A 2,773-nucleotide genomic window follows, 5' to 3' on the forward strand; every position below is an offset into this window, starting at 1 on the left:
TCGCGCGACTGGAAGTTCGGCAGGGCGATCGGCAGAGGCTGGACGTTGCCTTGCGTCACGTCGATCTCGACCGCCGCGTGCGCACCCGATGCCAGGGTGAGGCCGGCGGTGGCGAGGGCAAGAGCCAGGGATCGAATGAAGCGCGTCATGTGCGGGACCTTCCCGTTTGGGCATCGGGTTCGAAGCCGTCGATCGGGACGGCGACCCGGACTTCGCATGAGAAAAGGACGAGGCGGCGGCAGCGTGCCGCCGCGGGCGACGAAACGGTCAGAACATCTGGCTCGGGTCGAAATTGACGGTGACCTGAGCCCAGGTGTCGTACTTCTCGGCCGGCAAGTTGTAGGGCGCGCAGCGGCGCACGGCGCGCACCGCGGCCTCGCTCGCCACCCGCTCGGCCATCGACGAGCCGCCACCGGACAGGATCTCGGGCAAGCCCTCCAGTTCGCCCGTGGGGCCGAGCTGCATGGAGATCTTCACCCGGAAGTTGCCGGCGTCGACGCTGCCGGCCGGCGGATTCCAGCAGCGCATGATCTGGCCGCGCAGCGCGTCCATCTCGCTCTGCGACAGCGATCCGCCGGTCTGGCGCGTCGCGCCGAGCGCCGCCTGCTGGGTCGAGCGCTTGGCACCGCCGCCGGACGAGTCCTGCTTGTTGAGGAGCGCGGCGATCTGATCGGCGTCGAACTGCTTCTCGGTCGAGGTCTGGGTCGCCGGCTTCTTGGTGTCCTTCGGCTTTTCCTTCGACTTCGACGTGTCCTTCGCCGGTTCCTTGGCAGGCTCCTTCACCGGCTCCGCCTTCTTCGCCTCCGCGACCTTCACGGGCTCGGCGGGCTTGGGCTCGGGCGGCTTCGGCTTCACCTGCGGCAGGGGCACGTTGCGCGGCGGCGCAGGCGTCTCGGCCTCCGCCTTGGCGATCTCGGCGGCGAGTGGATCGATCTCGGGCGCGACCTCGGCGGGCGTCGGCTCGGGCTTCTGTTCCGCGACCTCGGCCGGCGGCTCGGGCGGGGGCGTCGGCTCGGGCGGCGTCGGTTGCGGCGGCTCGGGGCGCGTCTGCGGGGTCACCGCCGGCGGGGGCGGCGGCGGGGGCGCTTCGGCGGTCGAGACGTTCTCGTGCGGCGAGGGCTTGGGCGCCGGCGGCGTCTTGAGGTCGACTTCGTTGTCGCCGACGTTCTCGGCCGGCATCGGCAGCTTCTCGGGGGTCTTCGTCGGCGTCGGCGCGGACTTCTCCGCCTCGGGCGCGTCCTGTTCCCCGAGCGTCGCCTGGCTGACGTCGGTCACCAGCGTCACGGGCAGCGCTTCGCCGCCCATGTCGAGCTTTTCCGGTGTCCCGAAATGCCAAAGCCCCCAGGTGAGGATGGCCGTGTGCAGGATCGTGGAGGTGGCAAGGGGTTTCATCGGCCGCGCGTCAGCTTCCCGCGGTTTCCTGCGTGGTCACGAGACCGATGTTCTTGAAGCCCGCCGCCGAGATGCGCGACATGACCTTCATGACCGTGCCGTAGTCGGCCGAGCCGTCGGCGCGCAGAAAGATGCGCTCCTCGTAGCCCGCCTCGGCGATCGCCTTCAGCTGCTCGACGATGGCGTCGGGCGCGACCGGCGTCTCCTGCAGGAAGATTTCGCCGCCCTTCTGGACGGAGATGGTGATCGGCTGCTTGTCGGCCGACAGCGCCTTGGCGTTGGTCTTGGGCAGTTCGAGCGGCACGCCGACCGTCATCAGCGGCGCGGCCACCATGAAGATGATGAGGAGCACGAGCATGACGTCGACCATCGGCGTCATGTTGATCTCGGCCATGGGCGCCTTGCGCGCGCGACGCCCGCGGCGCGATCCGCCCCCAGACGAAGCTCCCGTCGACATGCCCATGGAAACGACCCCTCAAGTGGAATGGAACGAGCCGGCGGGCGCTCAGCGCGCGGCCGAACGCTCGTCGATCTGGCGCGACAGGATGGAGGAGAACTCGTCGGCGAAGGCCTCGAGGCGCGAGCCGAGCTTGCCGGCGTCGGCCGACAGCTTGTTGTAGGCGACGACCGCTGGAATGGCCGCGACGAGGCCGATCGCGGTAGCGAGCAGCGCCTCGGCGATGCCCGGCGCCACGACCGCAAGGCTTGTCTGCTCGGAGGCGGCGATCGACTGGAACGCCGTCATGATGCCGACGACGGTGCCGAAGAGGCCGACGAACGGCGCGGCCGAGCCGACCGTGGCGAGGAAGCCGAGGCGGGACTCGAGGCCCTCCATCTCGCGCGCCATCGTCACGTCCATCGCCTTCTCGATGCGGGTCTGGAGGCCGATCGGCGAGCGGGCGCCCTTCTCGAAGCTCTTCTTCCACTCGCGCATGGCCGCCACGAACAGCGCACCCATGCCGCTGGTCTTGCGGTCGGACAACGTGTGGTAGAGCTCTTCCAGCGACTGGCCGGACCAGAAGTTGTTCTCGAACTGGTTGAGCTGACGGCGGAAGCTGGCGTAGCGCGTCCACTTGTCGAAGATGATCGCCCAGGTCCAGACCGACGCGGCGAGCAGGCCGATCATGACGAACTTGACGATGAAGCCCGCCTGCCAGAAAAGACCCAGGAGCGACATGTCATGGGCCGGCGCGGCCAGCGCAGTCTGAGCGACCTCGTTCATTCCTTTTGCGTCCCTCGAATCCGTCGGATCGTCCCGGTGGCTTTGGAAGCAGAAGGCTTCCGGCGGGCCGACCGCCCCTGCCACGACCAGAACCACGCCCATGCCGGAACGCCGGCGTGGAACGTCGTCCATGGCGCCCTTTGACCGGTTGATTCCGGT

The 2,773-nt window shown here is 68.9% G+C and carries 3 protein-coding genes; all 3 read right to left on the reverse strand.

What is annotated here, in order from left to right; translation table 11 throughout:
* Positions 1–267: 267 nt before the first annotated feature.
* From QZ753_RS16460 to tolQ, 3 genes are read right to left on the reverse strand one after another with little or no spacing between them, the layout of a single operon-like run.
* Positions 268–1,392 carry a cell envelope integrity protein TolA gene (locus QZ753_RS16460; protein ID WP_294645175.1) on the reverse strand — a complete coding sequence of 375 codons (1,125 nt, stop codon included), beginning with the start codon at positions 1,390–1,392 and terminating at the stop codon, positions 268–270.
* A gap of 10 nt (positions 1,393–1,402) precedes the next feature.
* Entirely contained in the window at positions 1,403–1,855 is a 453-nt protein-coding gene (gene tolR / locus QZ753_RS16465; protein ID WP_055888391.1) for a protein TolR, read from the reverse strand.
* 42 nt (positions 1,856–1,897) lie between these two features.
* Positions 1,898–2,614, reverse strand: coding sequence for a protein TolQ (gene tolQ, locus QZ753_RS16470; protein ID WP_055888393.1), 717 nt, complete (start codon positions 2,612–2,614; stop codon positions 1,898–1,900).
* Between the last annotated feature and the right edge of the window lie 159 nt (positions 2,615–2,773).

Source organism: uncultured Aureimonas sp., assembly GCF_913775355.1.
Taxonomy (GTDB): Bacteria; Pseudomonadota; Alphaproteobacteria; order Rhizobiales; family Rhizobiaceae; genus Aureimonas.

What these genes read in the sequence shown, in the direction of transcription:
- tolQ (WP_055888393.1), bottom strand. Translation starts at nt 2,614, where the DNA reads ATGAACGAGGTCGCTCAGACTGCGCTGGCCGCGCCGGCCCATGACATG.
- QZ753_RS16460 (WP_294645175.1), bottom strand. Translation starts at nt 1,392, where the DNA reads ATGAAACCCCTTGCCACCTCCACGATCCTGCACACGGCCATCCTCACC.
- tolR (WP_055888391.1), bottom strand. Translation starts at nt 1,855, where the DNA reads ATGGGCATGTCGACGGGAGCTTCGTCTGGGGGCGGATCGCGCCGCGGG.